The organism is Winslowiella toletana, assembly GCF_017875465.1.
In the GTDB taxonomy this organism is placed as follows: Bacteria; Pseudomonadota; Gammaproteobacteria; order Enterobacterales; family Enterobacteriaceae; genus Erwinia; species Erwinia toletana.
The window spans coordinates 1,974,706-1,998,584 of sequence record NZ_JAGGMQ010000001.1 but is presented as its reverse complement, the minus strand read 5'-3'; the positions used below and the strand labels follow the sequence as shown (position 1 = coordinate 1,998,584).

At 54.9% G+C, this 23,879-nt stretch carries 21 protein-coding genes; 9 read left to right on the top strand and 12 right to left on the bottom strand.

Going from position 1 to position 23,879, the window contains the following annotated elements; translation table 11 throughout:
* Positions 1-2: 2 nt before the first annotated feature.
* Complete coding sequence (nfuA, locus tag J2125_RS09400) at positions 3-578, bottom strand: Fe-S biogenesis protein NfuA (RefSeq protein ID WP_017802977.1); 576 nt, start codon at positions 576-578, stop codon at positions 3-5.
* 58 nt (positions 579-636) lie between these two features.
* Positions 637-1,320 carry a DNA utilization protein GntX gene (gene gntX, locus J2125_RS09395; RefSeq protein WP_026111959.1) on the bottom strand — a complete coding sequence of 228 codons (684 nt, stop codon included), beginning with the start codon at positions 1,318-1,320 and terminating at the stop codon, positions 637-639.
* Positions 1,321-1,365: 45 nt separating this feature from the next.
* Between gntX and bioH the strand changes: the two genes are divergently transcribed.
* Positions 1,366-2,133 (top strand): pimeloyl-ACP methyl ester esterase BioH, encoded by a 768-nt coding sequence (gene bioH / locus J2125_RS09390; protein ID WP_017802979.1) that lies wholly within the window; start codon positions 1,366-1,368, stop codon positions 2,131-2,133.
* Between the two features lie 5 nt (positions 2,134-2,138).
* Here the strand turns inward: bioH and J2125_RS09385 are convergent, their stop codons facing one another.
* The 4 genes from J2125_RS09385 to yjbE form a co-directional block, all read right to left on the bottom strand.
* Positions 2,139-3,836, bottom strand: a complete 1,698-nt coding sequence (locus tag J2125_RS09385; protein WP_017802980.1) for an alpha-amylase family glycosyl hydrolase — start codon at positions 3,834-3,836, stop codon at positions 2,139-2,141.
* Positions 3,837-3,991: 155 nt separating this feature from the next.
* On the bottom strand, positions 3,992-6,325 hold the full coding sequence (locus J2125_RS09380; protein ID WP_026111960.1) for a Tex family protein: 2,334 nt from the start codon (positions 6,323-6,325) through the stop codon (positions 3,992-3,994).
* A 95-nt stretch (positions 6,326-6,420) separates the two neighbouring features.
* Positions 6,421-6,894, bottom strand: coding sequence for a transcription elongation factor GreB (greB, locus tag J2125_RS09375; protein ID WP_026111961.1), 474 nt, complete (start codon positions 6,892-6,894; stop codon positions 6,421-6,423).
* Between the two features lie 263 nt (positions 6,895-7,157).
* Entirely contained in the window at positions 7,158-7,406 is a 249-nt protein-coding gene (yjbE, locus tag J2125_RS09370) for an exopolysaccharide production protein YjbE (RefSeq protein WP_026111962.1), read from the bottom strand.
* A gap of 575 nt (positions 7,407-7,981) precedes the next feature.
* Between yjbE and ompR the strand changes: the two genes are divergently transcribed.
* Together ompR and envZ are read left to right on the top strand one after the other, a co-directional pair.
* On the top strand, positions 7,982-8,701 hold the full coding sequence (gene ompR, locus J2125_RS09365) for an osmolarity response regulator transcription factor OmpR (protein ID WP_001157751.1): 720 nt from the start codon (positions 7,982-7,984) through the stop codon (positions 8,699-8,701).
* Positions 8,698-10,059 (top strand): two-component system sensor histidine kinase EnvZ, encoded by a 1,362-nt coding sequence (gene envZ, locus J2125_RS09360; protein ID WP_017802984.1) that lies wholly within the window; start codon positions 8,698-8,700, stop codon positions 10,057-10,059. The genes ompR and envZ overlap by 4 nt, the downstream gene beginning before the upstream one ends.
* Positions 10,060-10,092: 33 nt before the next feature.
* Here the strand turns inward: envZ and pckA are convergent, their stop codons facing one another.
* The 5 genes from pckA to J2125_RS09335 all read right to left on the bottom strand — a co-directional run bounded on the left by pckA (position 10,093) and on the right by J2125_RS09335 (position 16,186).
* Complete coding sequence (gene pckA, locus J2125_RS09355; protein ID WP_017802985.1) at positions 10,093-11,712, bottom strand: phosphoenolpyruvate carboxykinase (ATP); 1,620 nt, start codon at positions 11,710-11,712, stop codon at positions 10,093-10,095.
* 297 nt (positions 11,713-12,009) lie between these two features.
* Entirely contained in the window at positions 12,010-12,888 is an 879-nt protein-coding gene (gene hslO / locus J2125_RS09350) for an Hsp33 family molecular chaperone HslO (RefSeq protein WP_026111963.1), read from the bottom strand.
* A gap of 9 nt (positions 12,889-12,897) precedes the next feature.
* Positions 12,898-13,299: a ribosome-associated heat shock protein Hsp15 gene (gene hslR / locus J2125_RS09345; RefSeq protein WP_017802987.1), complete on the bottom strand. Its 402-nt coding sequence runs from the start codon at positions 13,297-13,299 to the stop codon at positions 12,898-12,900.
* A 16-nt stretch (positions 13,300-13,315) separates the two neighbouring features.
* Positions 13,316-13,987 (bottom strand): GMP/IMP nucleotidase, encoded by a 672-nt coding sequence (gene yrfG / locus J2125_RS09340; protein WP_017802988.1) that lies wholly within the window; start codon positions 13,985-13,987, stop codon positions 13,316-13,318.
* A gap of 57 nt (positions 13,988-14,044) precedes the next feature.
* Positions 14,045-16,186, bottom strand: a complete 2,142-nt coding sequence (locus tag J2125_RS09335; RefSeq protein ID WP_026111964.1) for an intracellular growth attenuator family protein — start codon at positions 16,184-16,186, stop codon at positions 14,045-14,047.
* Positions 16,187-16,672: 486 nt separating this feature from the next.
* On the opposite strand from J2125_RS09335, the gene nudE reads away from it, so the two are divergent.
* A complete protein-coding gene (gene nudE, locus J2125_RS09330; RefSeq protein ID WP_017802990.1) occupies positions 16,673-17,239 on the top strand; it encodes an ADP compounds hydrolase NudE in 567 nt (188 codons plus the stop codon).
* A 106-nt stretch (positions 17,240-17,345) separates the two neighbouring features.
* Here the strand turns inward: nudE and mrcA are convergent, their stop codons facing one another.
* Positions 17,346-19,898: a peptidoglycan glycosyltransferase/peptidoglycan DD-transpeptidase MrcA gene (mrcA, locus tag J2125_RS09325; protein WP_026111965.1), complete on the bottom strand. Its 2,553-nt coding sequence runs from the start codon at positions 19,896-19,898 to the stop codon at positions 17,346-17,348.
* 153 nt (positions 19,899-20,051) lie between these two features.
* Here mrcA and pilM point away from each other — a divergent pair, with 153 nt between their 5' ends.
* Genes pilM through hofQ form a run of 5 tightly spaced genes read left to right on the top strand, consistent with a single transcriptional unit; the run spans position 20,052 to position 23,488 of the window.
* On the top strand, positions 20,052-20,879 hold the full coding sequence (pilM, locus tag J2125_RS09320) for a pilus assembly protein PilM (RefSeq protein WP_017802992.1): 828 nt from the start codon (positions 20,052-20,054) through the stop codon (positions 20,877-20,879).
* Positions 20,879-21,424 carry a PilN domain-containing protein gene (locus J2125_RS09315; RefSeq protein ID WP_017802993.1) on the top strand — a complete coding sequence of 182 codons (546 nt, stop codon included), beginning with the start codon at positions 20,879-20,881 and terminating at the stop codon, positions 21,422-21,424. Before pilM ends, J2125_RS09315 begins: the two co-directional genes overlap by 1 nt.
* A complete protein-coding gene (locus tag J2125_RS09310; protein WP_017802994.1) occupies positions 21,417-21,911 on the top strand; it encodes a HofO family protein in 495 nt (164 codons plus the stop codon). Before J2125_RS09315 ends, J2125_RS09310 begins: the two co-directional genes overlap by 8 nt.
* On the top strand, positions 21,901-22,299 hold the full coding sequence (locus tag J2125_RS09305; protein WP_017802995.1) for a HofP DNA utilization family protein: 399 nt from the start codon (positions 21,901-21,903) through the stop codon (positions 22,297-22,299). The genes J2125_RS09310 and J2125_RS09305 overlap by 11 nt, the downstream gene beginning before the upstream one ends.
* Positions 22,241-23,488 (top strand): DNA uptake porin HofQ, encoded by a 1,248-nt coding sequence (gene hofQ / locus J2125_RS09300; protein ID WP_083865664.1) that lies wholly within the window; start codon positions 22,241-22,243, stop codon positions 23,486-23,488. The genes J2125_RS09305 and hofQ overlap by 59 nt, the downstream gene beginning before the upstream one ends.
* Positions 23,489-23,879: the final 391 nt, after the last annotated feature.

The window sequence follows — 23,879 nt, the reverse complement described above, 5'->3', positions numbered from 1 at the left end:
ACTCAATAGTAAGAGTGTTCGCCGCGCTGGTGCTCGGTCAGATCGCGCACACCTTTCAGTTCCGGGAAAGTCTGCAGCAGCTCTTTCTCGATGCCTTCTTTCAGCGTTACGTCGACCATTGAACAGCCGTTACAGCCGCCACCAAACTGCAGGATGGCGTAACCTTCGTCAGTGATCTCCATCAGCGACACTTTACCGCCGTGGCCCGCCAGCTGGGGGTTAATCTGCGCCTGCAACTGATACTCAACGCGCTCAATCAGCGGTGCATCATCAGAGACTTTACGCATTTTGGCGTTTGGCGCCTTCAGCGTCAGCTGTGAGCCGAGGTTATCGGTGACAAAGTCGATTTCCGCGTCGGCCAGATAGGGCGCGCTCAGTTCATCGACGAAAGCGGAAAGCTTGTCGAACTTCAGTTCGGTGTCGGTCGCTTCTACTGCATCGGGTGGACAGTAGGAAACGCCGCATTCGGCGGTTGGCGTACCCGGATTAATCACGAATACGCGAATTTGGGTGCCATCTTCCTGGTTTGACAGCAGTTTTGCGAAGTGTTCTTGCGCAGAATCAGAAATTCGGATCATGGCGATTGCTCAATAGTTGACTCATTCAGTTGGTTATAATACGCCCATCACTGGCGCGCTACAAGGTTCGGCACAGGCAGCAGATCTGTACGCTGGCGGCGCCAGCGGCCTGTAACAGGCGACTAATCGCGGCGACAGTACTGCCAGTAGTGACGACATCATCGACCACCGCGATATGACGTCCGGCGACGGCGATTTCAAGCTTAAACGCACCACGCAGATTTTTGCGTCGTGCGGCGGCGCTTAAATGATGCTGTATATCGGCGGCCCGCACACGACGCAACCCTTGTGGGGAGTAGTCGCTGCCAATCCAGTGCGCCAGTCTGCGCGCCAGCAGATCGGCCTGATTAAAGCCGCGCCGCCATGCACGTCGCTGATGCAACGGCACCGCCAGTACAATTTCCGGACGTACCAGCTGCCGTGTACGTCGTTGTTGTAACCAGCTTAGCAAAATAAGCCGCGCTAACATCACAGAGAGTGCTGTTATTTGCTGAAATTTGAACTGGCTGACCAGCAAACTGAGTGGTGGCTGGTAATTCGCCACCGCCACCAGCGCCTGCCACGGCGGCGGGTGTTGCAGACAGCGGCCACAGTCGGTATCACTGCTGGCGGCGGGCAGTCCGCAACGTGGACAACTGAGTGGGCTGGCGGGCAGCCGGCGATAGCAGAGGCTACAGATCCCCTGTTGATGCAGCGCCAGTGGCATCAGGCATAGCCAACAACATCCCGGCATTGGTAGCATAGCGGTCTCCATAGAAAGAAATAGCAAAGAACAGGACAATAACCGATGGCGCAGCTTAACTGGCAGACCACAGGCACAGGAAAAATCGATCTTGTGCTGTTGCACGGATGGGGGCTGAATGCCGAAGTGTGGCATTGCATTATCGATCGGCTTAGCCCGCATTTTCGTCTGCATCTGGTGGATCTGCCGGGCTTTGGTCGCAGTGGTGATTATGGCGCGCTGTCGCTGGACGCGATGGTGGATACTCTGCTGCCGCAGATGCCGGAACGCGCCATCTGGCTCGGCTGGTCGCTGGGCGGTTTAGTCGCCAGCCGGCTGGCGCTGCGCTATCCGCAACGGGTCGCGCGGTTAATCAGTGTCGCTTCTTCCCCCTGTTTTACCGCGCAGGAGCAGTGGCCGGGGATTAAACCGCAAACCTTGCTGAGTTTTCAGCAGCAGCTGAGTGAGGATTTCCAGCGTACCGTCGAGCGTTTTCTGGCGCTGCAAACAATGGGAACCGAGCACGCGCGTCAGGATGCACGCCTGTTGAAACAGGTAGTGCTGTCGCAGCCGATGCCGTCGGTGGCGGTGCTGGAGGGCGGACTGGAGATTCTGCGTACTGCCGATCTGCGCGCTGAGATGCGCACGCTGACGCTGCCACTGCTGCGTATTTACGGTTATCTTGACGGGCTGGTGCCACGCAAGGCGGCGGAGTTGCTGGATCTGCAGTGGCCGCACAGTCGCTCAGTGGTGATGGAGAAGGCCGCCCACGCGCCTTTTGTTTCGCACCCTGAAGCATTCTGCCAGCAGCTGATTGACTTTTCTCAGGCTTAGCAATGTCAGGTTATGCCCGTTTTCAGCCATAAATAGTGCCATGGCGGCAGCGACAGTGGGTTACTGCCGTCGATAATCTCCCCGCTAATTATATCGCGATACTTTCTCTCTTCCGGCAAGCGTGTGTCGATGCTGCGGTGACTCAGGTTATATACGCACAACAAACTGTGCTGATCGTCGTCACTGCGGCGGCGCAGCATCAGCAGCGCATTATCGCTGTCGAGAATTTCCAGTGGAATGTCCGGATGAAAAGCGGGTTGCCGGGTACGCAGCTGGATCAGCGCGCTCAGGCGGGTAAATACCTGCTTGCGCAGGCCATCCTCCGCCGTGAGCTGCTGCTCAATTTCGGCGGCGCTGTATTTTTCGCGATTAATCGCCCGGTTATGTCCGGCGGCCTTCACCCCTTCCATATCGTTGCGCGAACCTAAAATACTCTGGATGTAGATCGCCGGTACGCCCGGAAACGCCAGCAGCAACGCATGGGCCAGCATAAAACGGCGTAACCGCGTATCGTCATCGTCATCCTGCTTATTGAGCGCATCCATATAGGTGACGTTGATTTCATACGGACTGGTGGTGCCGTCAGGATTATTTTTATAGGAGATCAGCGCACCTTCCATCGCCAGATCGCGCACCAGCGCGACGATTTCCACTTCCGGCAGAATGCCGCGTGCCGGATTAAGTCCGATACCGTCGTGAGAGGCGAGGAAGTTGAAGAAGGTGGTAGCGCCAGCGCCGAGGTCGAGCGATGCCGCCCACTGACGCAGCGCGCGCGATGAACCGTTATGAATCGCATGCAGCACCAGTGGCGGCAGCGAAAACTGATACACCATCTGCGCCTCATCGTGGCCGTTGCCAAAGTAGCTGATATTGTCTTTATGCGGCACATTGGTTTCGGTGATTATCACCGTTCCCGGCGCCACCACATCGGCGATGGCGCGAAACAGTTTGACCAGCTGATGGGTTTTTTGCAGGTGAATACAGCTGGTGCCCGGCGTTTTCCACATATAGCCAACCGCATCCAGCCGTACATAGTCAGCGCCTTTTTTCAGGTAGTCGAGCAATACATCCACCATGCGGATCAGCACCTGCGGATTGCCGAAGTTAAGATCGATCTGATCGGCGCTGAAGGTGGTCCAGATAAAGCGTTTTTCACCGTTGGCGAAATCAAATGGCGTCAGCAGCGGCGAGGTGCGTGGTCGCGTAACGCCACTCAGGTCGGTCGCAGGAGACATACTGATAAAAAAGTCATCCCAGCCCTCATCGAGCGCCAGAAAGTGTTTAAACCACGCGCTGTGCGCCGACATATGGTTGCAGACAAAATCAAACATCAGCCGCGTATGACGATGCAGTTCGGCGATATCTGACCAGTCGCCGCAAATCGGGTTAACCTGGTGATAATCAATCACCGAAAAACCATCGTCGGAAGAGTAGGGAAAAAACGGCAGCAGATGGACCAGATTAAAGGTATTACGCAGATGCTGCTGATAGAAGCGGGAGAAGGTGGCAAGGGTAGGGGCTTCACTTTCGCGGAGCTGATCGGCGTAGGTAATCAGCACCACATCTTTTTCATCCCAGCTCGGCTTTCGTGGTGTTTTTATTGCCGCCCGCGCCTCGCGGATATGGGATAACAGCCGCTCTCTGCTCGCCAGCGGAAAGGTTGCCTGGTAGATCTCGTCGATTAAGTTATTGATTATATCCATTGTTATGCAACGGGCCACCGCAGGGTGAATGAAAAAGCACTCTTTTTCACTGTAGACCGTTGAACTGAATTCGCAAGACGGGCAGCGAAAACGCCGCCCGTCTTGATTATTTGCATTAACCGCGATGACAGCGTTCTCGCCGCCCGTGCCTGAGACTAACGCTTTTTACCAAAGGCTGCGGCTAAGGCATCACCCATCGCGCTGTTGCCTGCTGGCGTTGACGCGGTTTTTGGCTTCGCTTTGCCCGCTGCCGGACGGTGGTTATCGCGTGGCGCGGTTTTTGCGCCACCACCGGCCCGTGCATTGTTTTCACCGGGCTGCTCGTCAAGACGCATGGTCAGCGCAATGCGTTTACGTTGCAGGTCGACTTCCATCACCTTCACTTTGACAATATCACCGGCTTTCACCACTTTATGCGGATCGTCGATAAACTTATCGGACAGTGAAGAGATATGCACTAAACCATCCTGATGCACGCCGATATCGACAAAAGCGCCGAAGTTAGTGACGTTTGTCACCGAGCCTTCCAGCACCATGCCTGGCAGCAGGTCGTTCATGGTTTCGATGCCGTCGGCGAACTGCGCGGTTTTAAACTCAGGACGTGGATCGCGGCCGGGTTTTTCCAGCTCTTTCATAATGTCGCTGACCGTCGGCACACCAAAGCGCTCATCGGTAAAATCAACTGCTTTCAGATTGCGCAGCCCGGTCGGATCACCAACCAGCTCGTTCAGTGCTTTACGGGTCGCGGCCAGAATACGCTCGACCACCGGATAGGCTTCCGGATGCACCGTTGAGGCATCCAGTGGGTTATCGCCGTGGTTGATACGCAGGAAGCCGGCGCACTGCTCAAAGGCTTTTGGCCCAAGGCGGCTGACTTTCAGCAACTGCTGGCGATTCTGGAAACGGCCATTTTCATCACGCCAGCCGACAATATTCTGCGCCATCATTTTGGTCAAACCGGCAACGCGCATCAGCAGCGCCACCGAGGCGGTATTCAGATCGACACCCACGCCGTTTACGCAGTCTTCTACCACTGCATCCAGCTTTTTCGCTAGCTGGCTCTGGCTGACATCGTGCTGATACTGGCCAACACCAATCGACTTCGGATCGATTTTTACCAGCTCAGCCAGCGGATCCTGCAAACGACGGGCAATAGAGACTGCGCCACGGATCGACACATCCAGATCCGGGAACTCCAGCGCCGCCAGTTCCGATGCGGAGTAAACCGAAGCGCCAGCTTCACTGACAATCACTTTCTGCGCCTGCACCTGCGGGAACTGGTTTTGCAGCTCGACAAAGAAGCGCTCAGTTTCGCGTGAGGCGGTGCCGTTGCCGATCGCCACCAGTTCGACATTGTGTTTGGTGCACAGGCTGGCGACCGCCGCCGCGGCTTTGGCGGCCTGACCAGTATGCGGATAGACCGTATCGAAAGCGACCAGTTTGCCGGTGGCATCAACCACCGCCACTTTCACCCCGGTGCGCAGGCCCGGATCCAGCCCCATGGTGGCGCGCATACCCGCAGGCGCAGCCATCAGCAGATCGTGCAGGTTACGGGCAAAGACGTTAATCGCCTCATCTTCCGCACGCTCACGCACACTGCCCATCAGCTCAGTTTCCAGATGCAGCAGCACCTTGATGCGCCAGGTCCAGCTGACCACCGCTTTACGCCAGCTGTCGGCCGGTGCGTTATTCAGACGCAAATTCAGGTGTTCGCTGATGATCTGCTCGCCCTGACTTTCGCGCGGCGGCTCATCGAATTGCGGATCGGCGTTCAGCGCCAGCTGCAACACACCTTCGTTGCGGCCACGGAACATCGCCAGTGCGCGGTGTGAAGGTACGCTGGAGAGCGCTTCGTGGTGGTCGAAATAGTCGCGGAATTTCGCGCCAGCCTCTTCTTTACCTTCCACGACGCGCGAAACCAGGTGGGCGTTTTTCCACAGATAGTGACGCACTTTCGCCAGCAGGCTGGCGTCTTCGGCAAAACGTTCCATCAGAATATAACGCGCGCCATCCAGGGCCGCTTTGTTGTCGGCGACGCCTTTATCGGCATCAACAAAGCCAGCGGCCAGCTGCTCAGGGTCGTGCGAGGGATCCTGCCACAAGGTATCAGCCAGCGGCTCAAGGCCCGCTTCGATGGCGATTTGCCCGCGGGTGCGGCGCTTCTGCTTGTACGGCAGATAGAGATCTTCGAGTTCAGCTTTGCTCAGCGTGCCGTTAATGGCCGCAGCAAGCTCATCGGTGAGTTTGCCCTGCTCATCAATGGATTTCAGAATGGATTGGCGACGCTCTTCCAGTTCACGCAGGTAGCTAAGACGCGTCTCCAGCTGGCGCAGCTGGGTGTCATCCAGACCGCCAGTCACTTCCTTACGATAACGTGCAATAAATGGCACGGTATTCCCTTCATCCAGCAGGCGAACAGCGGCTTCAACTTGTTCAGCCCGGGCATGAAGTTCACTTGCAATAATGCGGCTCAGCGAATCATTCATCATCGGTTACTTGGTAGCTAAAAACAGCTGACAGTTATACGGATTGCAGGGCGAAATTGCCAGCCGCGCGGCGCTGATTGCGGCATAATCCGAATAATCTAAGCCACATATTCGATGGTGTTCACATACCACAGCGCTTCGCCAGCTGGAGTGATAACGGTGACGGCATCGCCTGGTTCTTTCTTCAGCAGCGCGCGCGCCATCGGCGAATCAATCGAGATGTAATCATTGCGACCAAAGATCTCGTCATAGCCAACGATACGAAAGCGTTTAGTTTCGCCGTCGTCATTTTCGATCTCCACCCAGGCGCCAAAAAACACCCGGCCATCCTGCTGTGGCGAATAGTCGACCACCCGCAGCGCTTCAAGGCTTTTGGTGATGTAGCGTACCCGGCGATCGATTTCACGCAGGCGTTTTTTATTGTACTGATAGTCGGCGTTTTCACTGCGATCGCCGAGGCTGGCGGCCCAGGTGACTTTTTTGGTCACTTCCGGACGCTCTTCGCGCCACAGGTAATCAAGCTCCTGTTTTAGCTTGTTGTAGCCTTCCCGGGTGACAAGTTTGGTTCTCATCGACATTTTGCCCTGCTGGTAATCACATGCTGTAGAGGCGATTTTAGAGTGATCGTTGCCAGCGGTACAACCTTGAAACAGAGATGAATGCGGTAAAAATGGAAAAAAAGAAACGGGGAATAATAGCTTTTTGAAATAAAGCTGTGGTTATTATTATTCCCCGCTGGCAAGGGCGGTAACGCATACATTATTCTTCAGTGTTGCACTGAATATTTATTAATGAATAATTGTCGGTGAGAGAATTAAACGTGCAGGTTATTAATCTATTTTGCCGCCGTTGTCGAGGTAGTGGTGGTCGTTGAACCGGTATTCGAACCATCGCCACCGCCGGAAGTCAGTAAAGCTATCGCCGCAATCGCCGCTACAGCGCCAACGCCTTTGGCCTGAGACGAACCTTCAGCGGAAGAGGAGGCGACGCTGCCTGCGGCCACACCCGGTGTCTCGGTATCTGCATGGGCGGAACTGATTGCGCTGAAAGCCAGAGCGACAGACAAAATTATTGTATTTCTCATAATAAATCCCCGGTGAATAAAAAATAATCTTCGTTGCGAGGATGAATATAGAATTATTTAATTTCTGTTGGAAAGTACTGTTTTTTACTATTTTTGGCTGGCTTTACTTTCTCTGGTATTGTTATTTTCAGGCCTGCATAAATTCCTAAGCAACCCGGACGGTAAAATATTTAATAACGTTATTTTATGCTGCTAATTGCTGAAAAGGATGTATATTCTGAACGGGTAGGTTGCGGGTTAAGATTTATCCTGGGTTATTTTACCCGGTTTAATGGCTAACTAACTGATTTATATATTGTAGTGCGTTTTATATGCACTTAAGCCAGTAATAACCAGAGAGTGACGAACTATTTAAGATAAGACGCAGTCGCCGCCGCAGGGCCGTGTTGATGCTGCCGGGCGAGGGCTGAAACGGCGAAAAAACCTGCTGCAACAGTAAAGTATGTGGGATAAGCTGCTGTTTAATATGCTTTGTAACAATTTCGGCTACAATATAAACCATTAATGACTGTCACATCAGAGCAACTTTTTTAAAAATAGCATCTCAGGCAATAGCGCCTTTGGGAGTATCGAAAATGCAAGAAAACTACAAAATTCTGGTCGTCGATGATGATATGCGTTTGCGTGCGCTGCTGGAGCGTTATCTGACCGAACAGGGCTTTCAGGTGCGCAGCGTGGCTAACGCCGAACAGATGGACCGTCTGTTAACCCGTGAATCCTTCCACCTGATGGTGCTGGATTTGATGCTGCCTGGCGAAGATGGCCTCTCAATCTGCCGTCGTCTGCGCAGCCAGAGCAACCCGATGCCAATCATTATGGTCACCGCGAAGGGTGAAGAAGTGGATCGTATCGTCGGGCTGGAAATCGGCGCTGATGACTACATTCCAAAACCGTTTAACCCACGTGAACTGTTGGCGCGTATCCGTGCGGTGTTGCGTCGTCAGGCTAATGAATTGCCTGGTGCGCCTTCGCAGGAAGAGGCGGTGATCGCCTTTGGTAAATTTAAACTGAACCTCGGCACCCGTGAGATGTTCCGTGAAGATGAGCCAATGCCGCTGACCAGCGGTGAGTTTGCCGTGCTGAAAGCGCTGGTCAGCCATCCGCGCGAGCCGTTGTCGCGTGACAAGCTGATGAACCTGGCGCGTGGCCGTGAATACAGCGCGATGGAGCGCTCGATTGACGTGCAGATTTCACGTCTGCGTCGTATGGTCGAGGAAGATCCGGCTCACCCACGCTATATCCAGACCGTCTGGGGCCTGGGTTACGTCTTTGTGCCGGACGGCAGTAAAGCATGAGGCGATTCCGCTTCTCTCCGCGCAGTTCGTTTGCCCGAACGCTGTTACTGATCGTTACCCTGCTGTTTGTCAGCCTGGTAACGACCTATCTGGTGGTGCTTAACTTCGCCATTCTTCCCAGCCTGCAACAGTTTAATAAGGTGCTGGCATACGAAGTGCGTATGCTGATGACCGACCGCTTGCAGCTGGAAGATGGTACGCAGCTTGAGGTGCCGCCAGCGTTTCGTCGCGAAATTTATCGTGAACTGGGTATTTCGCTGTATACCAATGCAGCGGCGGAAGAGAGCGGATTACGCTGGGCGCAACACTATCAGTTCCTGAGCGAACAGATGGCGCAGCAACTGGGTGGACCAACCGATGTCCGGGTCGAGGTGAATAAAAACTCGCCGGTGGTGTGGCTGAAAACCTGGTTGTCGCCCGATATCTGGGTGCGTGTACCCCTGACCGAAATCCATCAGGGCGATTTCTCGCCGCTGTTCCGCTATACGCTGGCGATAATGCTGCTGGCGATTGGCGGGGCCTGGCTGTTTATTCGTATCCAGAACCGACCGCTGGTCGAGCTGGAGCATGCCGCGCTGCAGGTCGGTAAAGGGGTGATCCCGCCGCCGCTGCGTGAGTATGGCGCTTCCGAAGTGCGTTCCGTCACCCGCGCCTTTAATCAGATGGCGTCGGGTGTGAAGCTGCTGGCGGATGACCGTACGCTGCTGATGGCGGGCGTCAGCCATGATTTACGTACGCCACTGACGCGTATCCGTCTGGCGACGGAGATGATGTCGCAAGAGGATGGCTATCTGGCCGAGTCGATCAATAAAGATATCGAAGAGTGCAACGCGATTATCGAGCAGTTTATTGATTATCTGCGTACCGGTCAGGAGATGCAGACGGAGCTTGCCGATCTGAATAGTGTGCTGGGTGAAGTCGTTGCCGCGGAAAGTGGTTACGAACGTGAAATTGAGAATGAAGTGATGGCGACCGAGCTGATGGTGGAGATTAATCCGCTGTCGATTAAACGGGCGCTGGCAAATATGGTGGTCAACGCCGCGCGATATGGTAATGGCTGGATTAAGGTCAGCAGCGGCAGCGAGTTGCAGCGCGCCTGGTTCCAGGTCGAAGATGATGGTCCGGGCATTGAACCTGAGCAGCTAAAACATCTGTTCCAGCCGTTTGTACGCGGCGACAGCGCGCGCAGTACCAGTGGCACCGGACTGGGGCTGGCGATAGTGCAACGTATTATCGATGCGCATCAGGGATCGCTGGATATTGGCGTCAGCGAACGCGGCGGGTTACGCATTCGTGCCTGGTTGCCGTTACCGCAGCAGGGCGCCGTAGCATTGCCAACGGGAAGTTCTCAGGCGTAATCGAAAAAAGGCGGCGTTATCGCCGCCCCTCGATCACAGTTGCGGACCGGCTTTTACCAGCGCCGCACCTGCTGGTGTATCGGTATATTTATCAAAGTTATCCACAAAACGTTGCGCCAGATCGCGCGCTTTCGCTTCCCACTCTTCGCCATTCTGGTAAGTATTACGTGGATCCAGAATATGGCTGTCGACGCCTTCCAGTGCCAGCGGCATTTCCAGATTAAAGATCGGCAACGTTTGCGTTTCCGCTGTGCTGAGTTCGCCCTGCAAAATCGCATTGATAATTGCGCGGGTATCTTTAATCGAAATACGTTTACCGCTGCCATTCCAGCCGGTATTCACCAGATAGGCTTCGGCATCGGCGGCCTGCATGCGTTTGACCAGCACTTCCGCATATTGCGTCGGATGCAGCGTCAGGAAAGCGGCGCCGAAGCATGCGGAAAAAGTTGGCGTCGGTTCGGTTACGCCGCGCTCGGTGCCGGCCAGCTTGGCGGTAAAGCCAGAGAGGAAATGGTATTGCGTCTGATCGGGCGTAAGACGCGAGACCGGTGGCAGCACGCCAAAGGCATCGGCGGTCAGGAAGATCACTTTCTTCGCATGACCGGCTTTTGACACTGGCTTGACGATATTATCGATATGATTGATCGGATAGGAAACCCGGGTGTTTTCGGTTTTGCTGCCGTCGTCAAAATCAATCGAGCCATCGCTCAGCACCACCACGTTTTCCAGCAGCGCATCGCGGCGGATGGCATGGTAGATTTCCGGTTCGGCTTTTTCCGACAGCTTGATGGTTTTGGCGTAACAGCCACCTTCGAAGTTAAACACGCCGTCATCGTCCCAGCCATGCTCATCATCACCAATCAGCTGGCGGTTAGGGTCGGTTGACAGGGTGGTTTTGCCGGTGCCGGACAGACCAAAGAACACCGCAACATCGCCTTTTTCGCCGACGTTAGCCGAGCAATGCATCGCCGCAACGCCTTTCAGTGGCAGCAGGTAGTTCATCACCGCGAACAGACCTTTTTTCATCTCGCCGCCGTACCAGGTGCCGCCAATCAGCTGCATATTTTCCGTCAGGTTAAACGCCACGAAGTTTTCCGAATGCAGACCCTGCTGTTGCCAGTCGGGGTTGGTGCATTTGGCGCCATTCATCACCACAAAATCGGGTTTAAAGCTGGCAAGACCGGCGTCATCCGGCTGGATAAACATGTTTTTCACAAAGTGCGCCTGCCAGGCGACTTCGGTAATAAAGCGCACGCTCAGACGGGTATCGGGGTTAGCACCACACCAGGCATCGACAATAAACAGACGCTTGCCGGAAAGCTGCTTTGTCACCAGCGCTTTTAGCTGATCCCAGGTTTCCTGTGGCAGCGGCTGGTTATCATTTTTGCCTTTGCCCTGGTCGCACCACCAGAGTGTGTCGCGCGTGGTGTCATCACGCACAATATATTTATCTTTAGGGGAGCGGCCGGTGAAGATGCCGGTATCCACTGCTATCGCGCCGGATTGCGTCTGAATACCGCGTTCATAGCCTTGTAAGCCGGGTCTGGTTTCTTCCTGAAAGAGGGTTTCGTAATCGGGATTATAAACCACCTCAACCGTGTCAGTGATGCCATAAGCGACGAGGTCCTGTGGGGTCAGGCCGTTAGTGCGCATATTACTGCTCCTTTCGGTTTCTTTTACTGCATCAGAGTTTGAAGTATTTCACTGTTAACGAAAGTGATCATCGACAAATAAGGCATAACCAGGTCGCGATGATCAGGATCGCGCGCAGTGTACACCGGTCTCTGGTCAGCGGAAGAGCGAAACGACAGAAATGAGAGGAGAACACGATTTAATAGTGTAATTCAGGACAATCTTACGCAGAAGTGTGTAGTAAGCGGCTTATTTTACAGGGAAAAATATCAGGTCAACGTGTTACGGGAGGCGTTATCGCCTCCCGCAGACGACAAATTAATGCAGTTGCTCATTACCAGAGGCTGAATCATTGCGAATTGCTGCAATATCCACCGCATCATAGACATAGTGGCTACCACAATAGTCGCAATGCATATCGATCTCGCCATCTTCCTCGATAATCTCATCCACTTCAGATTGCGGCAGGGTTTTCAGCACATCGCCGCAACGCTCACGCGAACAGGTGCATTTAAACACCACATCCTGCGGATCATAAACGGTAACCTCTTCCTGATGGTACAGACGCCACAACACTTCGTTGGCGGGCAGGGTGATCAGCTCTGCAGTTTTAATGGTTTCGGTTAAGGTCGCCAGATGAGTGAAGTCATCGGCGCTGGTGTCCTGCGCCGGTAATACCTGCAACAGAATGCCGCCTGCGCCGCTCTGGCCTTCAGCTTCACCAGTACGCAGGAACAGGCGGGTTGGCAGCTGTTCAGAGCGCATAAAGTAATCTTCCAGACAGGCGGCAAGGGTGTCGCCTTCCAGTCCGACTACGCCCTGATAGCGCTCACCCTTCTCCGGTGCGATGGTGATGACCAGATAACCGTTGCCGACCATCTCTTTCAGGGTGCTGCCTTCGGCAATTTCACCCTGAGTACGCGCCACGCCGCGCATCTCCTGACGGTTATTACCATTGATCACCATCAGATTCAGTGCGCCATCGCCCTGCAGCTGGACAGTGATATCGCCGTCAAACTTCAGGGTCGCAGTCAGCAGGCTGGTCGCCACCAGCAGCTCACCCAGTAGCTGCTGAACAGGCTGTGGATAATCATGACCTTCAATGATTTCGCGCCAGGTGTTAGATACGTTGACCAGTTCACCGCGTACGGCATAGTTTTCGAACAGGTAACGGTGCATTTGGTCTTGCTGGGCCATAGTCTTCTCTTATTCGTCGCCAGAATGTTTAAATTTCATCAGATCGCGGCGCTCTTTTTTATCAGGGCGGCGATCCGGATGGGGCATGGTCAGCGCATTCATTTTGCGCGCCAGCGCCACTTTTTCTCGTTTCTCAATGCTTTCTGCGCTTTCGCTATACAGCTGCTGCGCCTCGGTGGCGGGACGCCGTTGATCGGTAATCGCCAGCACCACCACCGTACGCTGGTCATTGCCCTGACGTAACGTCAGTTCGGCATTCAGCTCCACCAGCTTGCCCGGTTTACTGCGCTGGCCGTTGTAATGAACTTTGCCACCTTCAACCATCTCACGCGCCACCGCGCGGGTTTTATAAAAGCGCGCCGCCCACAGCCACTTATCGAGTCGCACGCCTTCAGCGCTTTTCTCTTTCATTGCTTATCTCCCGGCGTTATAAGGCGATAGCGGATAGCAGACTGCGATAGTCACTGACCGTCGGATGACGTGCGAAACTGATATCCGGTCGGGCGGAATCAGGATTGCTGACGCCCAGGCAGTAGCCGATGCCCCAGCGTTTCGCCGCATCCAGAATCGTTTCATTATCGTCAATAAACAGCGTGCGTGCACGGGTAAAACCGGTGTGCTGCTGCACGGCCTGCCACAAGCGTTGATCTTCCTTCGGATAACCAAATGTGTGGGTTGAAAGCAATAAATCAAGATGCTGATCCAGCCCGGTTTGCGCCAGCTTCACTTCCAGATTCCAGGGATGGGCGTTGGTCAGCAAAATGGTGCGTTTGCCACTGCTGCGCAGCGCCTGCAAAAATGGCAGGGTATCCTCGCGCATGGTGGCGCGTTCACGCAGTTCCCAGGTCATGGCGCGGATATCCAGATCCAGCTCCCGGCTCCAGTAGTCGAGACAATACCAGTTTAGCGTATGCTGCACCGCCTGGTACTTTTCGCTGATTATCTGGCTGGCGGCGTCAATGCTAATGCCACGCTTAACGCTGAGCGTTAGCGGCACGTGCTGTAACCAGAAATGGCTGTCAAAAGCGAGATCAAGCAGGGTGCCGTCCATATCCAGCAGGACGGTATCAATTTCAGACCAGTTCAGTGCATCAGACATGCATAGCTCCGCGCGAGGTAAAAATCCGGGCGACAGGGTAGCACAGTTATCCAGCGGTCAGAACAGAGGTCGCACGGTCTGAATAGCGGTCAGGGAGTGATTAAAGCAGTGATCGTAGTAACGCTGAATTTCAATAATCCGCGTACGGTTGCGATGAATGCGTTTTAACGCCAGCAGGGCGTTGACCACCAGGCTCACACTGACAATCAGCAACAGCAGGCTGGTTGCCAGATAGCGCCACAGGCTGATGGCATCCGGCTCGCTGTGCAGCGCCACATGCTGGGTGCCATTCGCATCAGTAGTAATATTGGTAATAATACCTTTGGCGTCAAAGCGGGTATGCAGCAGCATTGAGGCGAGGCGCTGTAATTCGCCCCACTGTTCCGGCGCGTTGTAATCAAACAGCGAGATGACCGGTTGCGGCTGATTTACCAGCTGGCGGCCTTCGTCACTGATAATCAGAAATCCGCCCGGCGGTGGGCTGTTTAACGCTTCTGCGGCGCGGCGCGTTTCACGATAGAAGAAGGATGAGGTGGCGGTATTGACCAGGTTTTCCAGCGCTTCCGCGCTGACCGGACGTAACAGCACATTCATGCCATTCAGCGCGCCGGAGTTGGCGCGTTCCACCAGCGTTTCCCAGTCTTTGGCATTGCCCAGATTAACCAGCGCATTTTTCAGGCGCACGCAGTCCTGCTCCTGACTACAGAGATCCTGGGTTTTCAGCACCAGATCGGAAAAATCATCCAGCAGGATCATGCCCGATTTTTGAATCGCGGTGGCCAGTTGCGGGTTAAGCTTAGGATCGGTAGCGGTTTGCGGATGCAGCTGCTGATTAGTGCTGGTTTGCAGGGCGGTCGCTTTATCGATGATATCGGACTGTGGCTCAGGCAATGGCGCGGCGTTATTCCAGTAAATCGCTGAACAGTCGAACGGCATAAAAGTGTAGGAGCGATTACTTTGATAGTTCGCCGGCACCGAACACATTCCGCTACCGCTTACCTCAAGGTTGTCACCCACCCGCAGCGGGATTTTTTCCAGTTCATCAACCGCCGTCACCTTAATGCTTTCGGTGCCTTTAATCCATGCCATGCTCAGTTTCAGCGGCATGCCAAGCGGGATCCAGCTCACCAGCAGTATCAGCACCAGCAGGGAACCGCAGGCCAGCACCATATTTTTACGCCAGAACTGCACCGGGAAGTTACGCACCTCATCCTGTAACGACAGGAAGCGCCCCTGGCGTACGACCTGGCGATTAAGATAGATATCGACATCGGTGGTCTGCCCTAAATCGTGAGCGACATACGGCTGCCAGTGCGGCGGATAGATCAGATCGATAATGCCTAACGAGATATTGCTGATTTGTCCCTGATTCGATTCACCAAACAGTCCCCAGCGCTTCGGTGCGCCACGCAGACAGTGAATTTCACGCAGATCTTTTTCCGTTGGCTGGCGGTACAGGAACCAGCAACTGACCACAATCATCGCAATGCCGACGCTAATCAGCCATGGCATCAGCAGGGGAGGGGCGATCAGGCTGAAAAAGAACAGCAGCAAGGCGCAGCTGATCACCAGCGCTTCACGCATACCGTCGGGACGTGACAGTGAATACTCTTCGCGCGTCTCTTTACGCACGCTGAGCAGTTCAATATTCTCACCTTCCTCTTTACGAATCGAGGCATTAGGCGCCAGCGGACGCACCATCGGTGGCAGCGTCGGTTGTTCATAAGCGTAGCTGGTCAGCGAATGACCATTAAGCGAAATCACCAGCGGAATAGATTGGGTTTTAATCAGCTCCACATAGTTTTCGTCAGCAATATACTGTTCCCACAAGGGCGGCAGATGAACTTCAACGGCATCCAGGTAGTAGCGCCATTTATGCGGTTCATCGGTAGAGAGGCCATAGCGGGTGATTGCCCGGGTGACCGGATAGACATTACTGCTTTGCGAGGTGAGGATCAGTTTGACCGGCGGCGTGCTGGCGCCTCCGGGTAATACGCTACTGTTGCTGCGTTTGCTCAGCGATTCAACATAGCGCTCAACGGCCACGCGTTCTTCATCAGTCAGTTTGCGGTGTGGAGGACTGATAAACGGCAGTGGTTTCGCCATCGGCGGACGATGCCGCATAGCGTACCAAAAGAAACAACCCGCTACGATCGAGCAGGCTAGCATTACAGCCAATATGATTATTATTGTGCTCATGCTTCGCTTATCCCAGCCAAAGTCTTCCCGTCACAGTCTTACGAACTCCAGATTGCTATATATCCTTTGTACTTGAAGTTGCCCTTGCAGGGATTCACTCGCTTGTTGCAACTTCAATTACTTTGGCTATAAATCGTTATGCTAAATGCTAATTTTGGCGGGACAGGGCGGAACTGGCGACCAGCCTTACAGACAAAAATAGCGCATTAAATCAAAAGTTTATATCGATTACATAAAAAGCCTTGCGCAAATGTTACCGGGGTTGCTGGCGTTTAAATATCGGTATTATCCTATTTTTATCAATGATAATCTGCTTTTATGCAATTTTTTTCTTAACATAAACAACGATTTGTTATAAACAGGTAAATTACAGCATGCAGTGATTGGATTCCACCGGCGGCTATCGCACAATGTCAGCCAGTCACGCGTTGCGCTTTGTTTCGTGGAACAGAGCTGCACCTTATTCGGCTTTTTCCTGGGGCCATTATGACCAGACAATTACAGAAACCTGAAATACTCAATGTTGAAACTGTAGCGCGATCGCGGTTGTTTACCGTTGAAGCCGTCGACCTTACCTTCAGCAATGGCGTGCGTCGGGTCTACGAACGTATGCGCCCTTCTGGCCGCGAAGCGGTGATGATTGTACCGATTATTGACGATCACCTGATTCTGATTCAGGAGTATGCCGTTGGCCTTGAGTGCTACGAACTGGGTTTTCCGAAAGGATTAATCGACCCGGGTGAAACGGTATTTGAAGCGGCTAATCGTGAGTTAAAAGAAGAGGCCGGTTTTGGCGCTGCGGCGCTGGAAACCCTCAGCAAACTGACGATGGCGCCTTCCTACTTCTCCAGTAAAATGAATATCGTGGTGGCGGAAGAGCTTTATCCGGAAAAGCTGGAAGGGGATGAACCTGAGCCAATGCCGATAGTGCGCTGGCCGCTGGAAAATCTGCTGGCGCTGCTGGAAGAGCCTGATTTTCGTGAGGCGCGCAATGTCAGTGCGTTGTTTTTAGTGCGGGAGTGGCTGGTAAAGCAGGGACGGCTGAATTATTGAGTGCTGACAGGGTGCAAAAATATCAGCGTGGGCGGCGATAACGCCGCCCCTACATAAGTCTATATTTCTCTGTAGAGGCGGCGTTATCGCCGCCCGTAGAACCCCGTCAGAACAACTCTTTGCTCTCACCATTATCCATCATGGTGGTGCCGACATCATGCACCGAGTATTCGGTTGGCTGGGTGCCATCGATAAAGAACTCGGGACGGCTGTTGCCGCCGCCATTGGCCAGCTTGCCGGTGCTGCGATCAATATTAACCGTCACCACGCCAGCAGGAGGGGTCAGCGGCTGTAGCGGCACGCCATTTAGCGCCGACTGCATAAACTCATCCCAGGCAGGCTGAGCGCTCTTCGCGCCGCCTTCATAGCCGGAGATCTGATCCTGAATCGCCCCCGACGCGGTACTGCGTCCCAGATCGCGACGATGGTCATCGAAGCCAATCCATACCGACGTCACCACACCCGGACCATAACCGGAGAACCAGGCGTCTTTAGAGCTGTTGGTGGTACCGGTTTTGCCACCGATATCATTACGCTTCAGATCACGCCCGGCACGCCAGCCGGTTCCCATCCAGCCCGGTTCACCAAAGATATTGGAGTTCAGCGCGCTTTTAATCAGGAATGACAGCGGCGTGTTGATTACATGGGGAGCGTATTGCTGCTCACCAGAGGATTGCTGACCAGCTGGCACCTGCTCCAGTGCTGGCTGTGGCACCGCCACATTGCGACCTTCCTGCGACACCGCCACGTTTTCCACACTGTCTTCGCTCAGGGCGACAGCTTTCTGCGTATCACCATAAATCACCGGCAGATTGCATTCGGCACAGGCGATTTTCGGTTTCATTTCAAACAGCGCGTCACCCTGCTCATTTTCGATTTTGCGGATAAAGTACGGGTCAACCAGGAAACCGCCGTTAGCCATTACCGCATAGCCGCGCACCAGCTGCATTGGTGTAAAGGACGCAGAACCCAGCGCCAGCGACTCGGTGTGCACAATATTTTGCGCCGGGAAGCCGAAACGTTGCAGATATTCCGCCGCGTAATCGACGCCCATCGCACGCATCGCGCGCACCATCACCACGTTCTTCGATTCGCCCAGTCCCTGACGCAGACGAATCGGACCATCGTAGCGCGCCGGAGAGTTTTTTGGCCGCCAGTCGGAACCGGCGCCGGCATCCCAGCGGGAGATTGGCACGTCATTCAGAATGGAGGCCAGCGTTAAGCCGCGGTCCATGGCTGCGGTGTACAGGAACGGTTTGATATTGGAACCGACCTGCCGCAGCGCCTGCGTGGCACGGTTAAACTTGCTCTGGTTAAAGTCGAAACCGCCGACCAGCGCACGTACCGCGCCATCCTGTGGATCGAGTGAAACCAGCGCCGAGTTCACATCGGGAACCTGCGCCAGCCACCAGTCATTATCCACTTTGCGCACCCAAATCTGTTGGCCAGCCTGCACCACCTGCGTCACGCTGCGTGGCGTCGCGCCCTGCAGGGTGTCCGATTTATATGGACGCGCCCAGCGCATACCGGCCATGCCCAGCGCCACATGACTACCGTCACGCATTACCGCCGTGGCTTCATCACTATTGGCGCTGGTCACCACTGCCGGGAACAGCGGGCCGTAGACTGGCAGCGCTTTCAGAGATTTAACGATTTCACTCTCGCCCCAGGCGGCTTCACCCACTTTCCACAGCACATTAGACGGACCACGGTAGCCATGGCGCATATCGTAAGCCAGCACGTTATTGCGTACTGACTCCTGCGCTGCGGTTTGCAGCTTACGCGTCACGGTGGTGTAAACCTTAAAACCGTCCGTATAAGCATTTTCGCCGTAACGTTTAATCATCTCCTGGCGCACCATTTCTGTCAGGTAAGGCGCGGAGAAGGCGATTTCAGGACCGTGATAGCTGGCCACCAGCGGCTCGTTACGCGCTTCGTTGTAGCGTGACTGGCTGATGTAGTTCTGATCGAGCATACGCGCCAGCACCACATTGCGGCGTGACAGCGCGCGATCGTGCGAGTAAAGCGGGTTAAAGGTCGACGGCGCTTTTGGCAGACCGGCGATCATCGCCATTTCGCTTAACGTCAGCTGATCAACATTCTTGCCGAAATAGACCTGCGCCGCCGCACCGACGCCATACGCGCGGTAGCCGAGGTAGATCTTATTCAGATACAGCTCAAGAATTTCGTCTTTGCTCAGCAGCTGCTCAATGCGGATCGCCAGGAACGCTTCCTTAATCTTACGCATCAGCGTGCGTTCCGGACTCAGGAAGAAGTTACGCGCCAGCTGCTGGGTAATGGTGCTGGCGCCCTGCGAAGCGTGCCCCGAGATTAGCGCGATACTGGCGGCACGGAAGATACCAATCGGATCGACGCCATGGTGCTCGTAGAAACGGCTGTCTTCAGTGGCAATAAACGCTTTCACCATTTCCGGCGGCATTTGTTGCAGCGTCAGCGGCACACGACGTTTCTCGCCGTACTGGGCAATAAGATCGCCCTCAGCGCTATAGACCTGCATGGGTGTCTGCAGTCGGACGTCTTTCAGGGTGTTTACATCGGGCAGCTGCGGCTCAATATATTTATACAAGCCATAAACCGAGCCGGCTCCCAGCAAAATGCAACACACTGCAAGAATCAAAAAATACTTTACGAACTTCACCTGAGATTTCCCATTTAATGTCGATTGGGCAGTTTATAAACAATCGCGCGGTAGTATAAAGGCTAGCCAGTAGCTTTGATACCTCCTTCGTACTGGCGGCGAGAACGCCGCCCCTACAGACCTTTTTCATAACGATATGGAGATCGCGCGAAAATGGCTTTTCAGACATGGCAAATTGGACTGGATATTCAGAACGGACAGCTCTGCGCCTTAGGCATCCAGCGCCGTCGTAACGGCTGGCAACTGCGCCACTGGTGGCAGCATGCGCTGCCGCAAGATACGTTAAGAAACGGCGTACTGCAACGTTCCGCCGACTTGACGGCGGTTCTGCAATGCTGGCGGCAACAACTTCCGCGCCAGATCTCATTGCGGGTCGGATTTCCCCCGCAGCTGGTGTTGCAACGTCATATCGATCTGCCGCGCCAGCTTGTGGCCGAACCGGAGCGTAGCAGCTATGTACGGGCGGCGGCGAGACGATTTTTCCCAATTGAACTGGATGCGCTGGCGCTGGATTATCGCGAGTTACCCCATCCGTCAGGCCAGCTGTGCGTTACTGCCGCCCGGCGTGAAGTGCTGGAGCAGTGGCTGGCGTGCTTTAGCCATGCAGGATTGTTGCCGCAGGTTTTTGAGCTGACGGCAGCGGCGCTGCGCTCACTGTCACAGGGGCTGAGGCTGGATCCGGCCGCTACACTGATTCACCGCCTCGCCGATCACTGGTTATGGTTTTCGCCGCAGAACAGTCAGCAGCCTTGCGGCTGGTGTAGCCATGACGAAGCCAGCGACTATCAGGCGCTACGGCTGCGCTATCTGCCCGACAGCGGCGTGATCTATTACAGCGCCGTCGAGGCTGATCAATTGCCGGACAAAACGCGCGATCTGCTGCCATTGAAAGCGCTGCAAATGATCCAGCCGCCGTTGCCGCAGTACAGCGGCTGCTTTGCGCTGGCAACCGGTCTGGCGCTGCGTCCGGAGGATCAATAATGGTGTGGGTTAATCTGCTGCCATGGCGCCAGCAGCAGTTAATCAAACGGCGGCGCAGCGGGTTGCTGGCAATCCTGGCGCTGTTATTGCCGGGGATGACAGCCCTGCTGATGCTATATCAGCAACTGTCGGCAAATAACCTGCACTGGCGGCAGCGGGTCAACCAGCTTCAGGCCGCCATGGCGCAGGCGGACGGCCTGACGCAGAAACTGGCGGCGGCGCAACAGCAGCAGCACGATCTGCTGGCCCGGCAGCAGGAGCAGCAGCGCCAGCAGTTGCGTAACCAGCAGTGGCTGCAGTTTGCCCGGGCGTTGCCGCAACTGATGCCACAGACCCTGTGGCTGACCAGCCTGCAACAGGCGATTTCAGGTTTTTATATCAGTGGCATCAGCCATCAGCTTGAGGATGTGGCGGCCTTTCGTCAGCAGCTGAGCAGGCAGCCGCTGTTTCAGCAGGTCAGCCATGGCAGCATTGAGCGTCAGAGCGGCGGCGCGATGCAATTTAGTCTGCATGCCAGCCTGCAACCGGAGCTGGCCCATGAGTGAATGGCTACTGCGCTGGCAATATGCTCCGCGCCACTGGCAGTGGTTAACCGTGCTGGGCGTTCCCTTACTACTGCTGATATTCAGCGCCTGGTGGTGGCTGCAACCGCTGCGCAGCCAGCGGCAGTTGCTGACAACCCAGTATCAGCAGCTGCACCAGCACTATCAGGCGCGGATGGCGCAGCTAAGCGCCCAGCCCACACTGCTGATGCAGCAGCAACAGAACCAGCAACTGCTGATAACACTGCAATCCACTGCACCGACCGCTTTCTCATTACCGGCCCTGATGGCCGATGGCGTGGCGCTGGAGAAATGGCAGCCCGACGCGCAGGGCGGTGAACTGATGCTGTTATTAAGCTGGCCGCAGTTTCAACACACGCTGGCGTATCTGGCGTCACGCCAGCCACCGGTGGTGATTAACACGTTGTTGCTACAGCGCAGCGGTGAGCAGCTGCGCGCGACTTTCAGCCTGGGCATCCATGATGATTAGCAGGCAACCTGCGCGGCTGCTGTGGTTGCTGTGGCTGCTATCCGGCGTGGCTGTGGCGCGTGACCCTTTTGCCCCGGCTGAAACTGCCAGCTGCCTGCAACCGGCGCCTGCGCTGACCCAGTGGCGCCTGCAGGGCATTATCGGTCGCGCAGACGATTATCGTGGCTGGCTGCTGTCGCCACAAGGCCAGGTGGTAACGGTGGCCAGCACTGGAGACTTTCTGCTTTATCCATGGGAAGTCAGCGAAATCAATGGAGTGGCTATTCACTTACAGGTTGCACAGCGCTGTGAGCAGCAGCGGTTCACCCTGCGATTAAAAGGACGTGACTATGAAATGGATAATCATCGTGATACTGGTGCTGCTGAGTCCACCGGGCCGCAGCAGTGAAGCGCCGATCTCGCTGGCGTTTGATGATGCCCCGGTAGAACGTGTGTTACAGGCGCTGGCGGATTACCAGCAGCTGAATTTGATGGTGGCGCCCGGTGTCGAGGGCACGCTGTCGCTGCGTCTGAATGAGGTCTCCTGGCAGCAGGCGCTAAAGCTAATCACCCGCATGGCGAAGCTGACGATCGAGACCGAAGGTAACGTGATGCTGGTCTACCCTGAGAGCTGGCAACAGGAAAAGCAGCAGCGTGAAGCGTTACGCAGCGAACAACAGCAATTAACCTTGCCGCTGGAGACACGCACCCTGACGTTACAGTATGCCGATGCCACCACGGTCAATAACAGCCTGCTGGCGCAGCAGGCAAAATTGATGACGCCACGCGGCAGCGTCACCGTCGATACGCGCACCAACGCTCTGCTGCTGCGTGATACTCCTGCCGCATTGCAGCAGGCCGCACAGTGGGTGCAGGCACTGGATGTGCCGCTGGAGCAGATAGAGCTGGCGGCACATATTGTCACCATCAGCGAAGAGAATCTGCGTGAGCTGGGCGTCAGCTGGGGAATGAGCAGTGAAGAGCAGATCACCCGTGCGTTACGCACCAGCCAGCTAGGTATCGACCTCGGCGTCAGCAAACCGACTTTTACCGCCGGCTTTCATCTTGCCCGCCTCGACGGTCGCCTGCTCGACCTGGAACTCAGCGCGCTGGAGCGCGAGAACCAGATCGAAATTATCGCCAGTCCGCGCCTGTTTACCTCCCATCAACAGCCCGCCAGCATCAAGCAGGGCACGGAAATCCCCTATGAAGTCTCCAGCGGCAGCAATGGCGCCACCACCATTGAGTTTAAAGAGGCGGTGCTGGGGATGGAAGTGACGCCATCGGTGCAACCGAATGAGCGGATTATGCTGAAATTGCGTATCAGTCAGAACGTGCCGGGGCGTAACCTGCACAGTGGTGAAATCGAGGTGCTGACGATTGATAAGCAGGAAATCGAAACACAGATTAGCCTTAAAGATGGTCAGACTCTGGCGCTGGGCGGCATTTTCCAGCAGCAGAACACCACCGGGCGCGATAAGGTGCCGCTACTGGGGGATATTCCGCTGTTGGGCGCACTGTTTCGTCATGATGTACGTCAGCAGAAGCGACGTGAGCTGGTGATTTTTATTACGCCGCGACTGATCCGTGACGAATGATGCTTTTTTGCCAGGAAAGCATCCAACCTGGACGTTTTTTCGTTGATTGCTAACATATGCGTTTGACGCAAGGGCGGATTTAGCTTACAAGGTTTAGCGATTTTGAATATTAGGCCATCGCGCCTGTTGCAGAGAATGCAATATACCCAAAATAATTCGGGTTGCATCGAGGCGGCAACTGAGCGAATCCGCAGGAGCATAGATTACTATGTGACTGAGGGTGAGTGAAGGCAGCCAGCACAGAGGCAACCTGAAGTATGAAGGGTATTAACCGTTTTATATCGCGCTGAAGTAGCGTTCCGATGCATCTGAAATCGGTCAGATAAATAAAGCGGACTGAAACGCGCAAATGCACGCGCAGTGAGCAGGCAATTTATTCGGTTGCCAAACT

Excerpts from the sequence above, each read along its gene's own strand:
- nfuA (WP_017802977.1), bottom strand. The coding sequence starts at position 578 with ATGATCCGAATTTCTGATTCTGCGCAAGAACACTTCGCAAAACTGCTG.
- gntX (WP_026111959.1), bottom strand. The coding sequence starts at position 1,320 with ATGCTACCAATGCCGGGATGTTGTTGGCTATGCCTGATGCCACTGGCG.
- bioH (WP_017802979.1), top strand. The coding sequence starts at position 1,366 with ATGGCGCAGCTTAACTGGCAGACCACAGGCACAGGAAAAATCGATCTT.
- J2125_RS09385 (WP_017802980.1), bottom strand. The coding sequence starts at position 3,836 with ATGGATATAATCAATAACTTAATCGACGAGATCTACCAGGCAACCTTT.
- J2125_RS09380 (WP_026111960.1), bottom strand. The coding sequence starts at position 6,325 with ATGATGAATGATTCGCTGAGCCGCATTATTGCAAGTGAACTTCATGCC.
- greB (WP_026111961.1), bottom strand. The coding sequence starts at position 6,894 with ATGAGAACCAAACTTGTCACCCGGGAAGGCTACAACAAGCTAAAACAG.
- yjbE (WP_026111962.1), bottom strand. The coding sequence starts at position 7,406 with ATGAGAAATACAATAATTTTGTCTGTCGCTCTGGCTTTCAGCGCAATC.
- ompR (WP_001157751.1), top strand. The coding sequence starts at position 7,982 with ATGCAAGAAAACTACAAAATTCTGGTCGTCGATGATGATATGCGTTTG.
- envZ (WP_017802984.1), top strand. The coding sequence starts at position 8,698 with ATGAGGCGATTCCGCTTCTCTCCGCGCAGTTCGTTTGCCCGAACGCTG.
- pckA (WP_017802985.1), bottom strand. The coding sequence starts at position 11,712 with ATGCGCACTAACGGCCTGACCCCACAGGACCTCGTCGCTTATGGCATC.
- hslO (WP_026111963.1), bottom strand. The coding sequence starts at position 12,888 with ATGGCCCAGCAAGACCAAATGCACCGTTACCTGTTCGAAAACTATGCC.
- hslR (WP_017802987.1), bottom strand. The coding sequence starts at position 13,299 with ATGAAAGAGAAAAGCGCTGAAGGCGTGCGACTCGATAAGTGGCTGTGG.
- yrfG (WP_017802988.1), bottom strand. The coding sequence starts at position 13,987 with ATGTCTGATGCACTGAACTGGTCTGAAATTGATACCGTCCTGCTGGAT.
- J2125_RS09335 (WP_026111964.1), bottom strand. The coding sequence starts at position 16,186 with ATGAGCACAATAATAATCATATTGGCTGTAATGCTAGCCTGCTCGATC.
- nudE (WP_017802990.1), top strand. The coding sequence starts at position 16,673 with ATGACCAGACAATTACAGAAACCTGAAATACTCAATGTTGAAACTGTA.
- pilM (WP_017802992.1), top strand. The coding sequence starts at position 20,052 with ATGGCTTTTCAGACATGGCAAATTGGACTGGATATTCAGAACGGACAG.
- J2125_RS09315 (WP_017802993.1), top strand. The coding sequence starts at position 20,879 with ATGGTGTGGGTTAATCTGCTGCCATGGCGCCAGCAGCAGTTAATCAAA.
- J2125_RS09310 (WP_017802994.1), top strand. The coding sequence starts at position 21,417 with ATGAGTGAATGGCTACTGCGCTGGCAATATGCTCCGCGCCACTGGCAG.
- J2125_RS09305 (WP_017802995.1), top strand. The coding sequence starts at position 21,901 with ATGATGATTAGCAGGCAACCTGCGCGGCTGCTGTGGTTGCTGTGGCTG.
- hofQ (WP_083865664.1), top strand. The coding sequence starts at position 22,241 with ATGAAATGGATAATCATCGTGATACTGGTGCTGCTGAGTCCACCGGGC.